Source organism: Psychrobacter sp. 1U2 (genome assembly GCF_051847575.1).
The window spans coordinates 1-936 of record NZ_JBPYDC010000621.1 but is presented as its reverse complement, the minus strand read 5'-3'; the positions used below and the strand labels follow the sequence as shown (position 1 = coordinate 936).

Here is a 936-nt window from a genome sequence, read left to right as displayed (position 1 = left end):
TGCTAATACTAAAAATTAGTAGATGTAGGGCGAGCGTACTGCTCGGATAAATACAGGTATCGAATTAAAAGGTCATCGTCGCTGATCGTTGGTTCAAATTTAACGACTGTGTTTAAAGTGACTAAAATAATCGTTCTAAGTAATTTTGATACAGAGTGTAGGGCTGTAACATGATCTAATGCCAATCATCCTATACTGGTTTCAAGGCTAGTACCTAACACATTACTATGTTAGGTTTTACAAAGATTATTGACATATAAGGCGTACCTGGTTTACTTTGTAAGGGTATCCAAGCACTTACCACAAAGTCACAATTTATTCGCCGTTTTGTCTAAACTGTTAACACTAGCGAACGTCTTAATATCAGCTCAAATTAATTCAATGATTTTATCTATCTATTATTTTATAACATCTAACTGTCTTAGAAGAATCTTAAGTTAAAAGTGCCACTGCACTGTTATTCAGCGGGGCGTACTTGGCAAACAGAATAGGTAACCGGCTTACAAGCTCGGTAGGCTATACATTGTTTGTATGACAATCGTTTTATCTGTTTGACCGCCAATATTCAGGCAGCTGTAAACTCTTAACATCGGATTAACATTACTTACCCAGCTGCACCAACCCAATGATTAAAAAATCAAGTCATGGCCGTGTGTTAATGAGTAGTTGTGTTCTATTACCGCTTGATAATTTAGCATGTTTGCCATTATCACCGAAGCGATTAATTTGGTATAAATACCTTTTATTGGACATCACGCCAGACGTTACTGAGCAGGATGTCCTGAAAGTAGATGATGCGTGCAAAAATCGCCAGATCAACTCATTACTAGCCAGTAATAATGATAACAATAAGTTGTTTAAGACAATAACGATTATTGTCTTAGTCTCTGCTTAATTGGCGCTCAACATGGTAAACTATAACAAATCTTTGTGTAA

At 36.3% G+C, this 936-nt stretch carries 1 protein-coding gene; it reads left to right on the top strand.

From position 1 onward, the window contains the following. Positions 1 to 658: 658 nt before the first annotated feature. Positions 659 to 895: a hypothetical protein gene (locus tag ACS8FD_RS17670; protein ID WP_439276812.1), complete on the top strand. Its 237-nt coding sequence runs from the start codon at positions 659 to 661 to the stop codon at positions 893 to 895. Positions 896 to 936 lie beyond the last annotated feature (41 nt).

Excerpts from the sequence above, each read along its gene's own strand:
- ACS8FD_RS17670 (WP_439276812.1), top strand. The coding sequence starts at position 659 with ATGAGTAGTTGTGTTCTATTACCGCTTGATAATTTAGCATGTTTGCCA.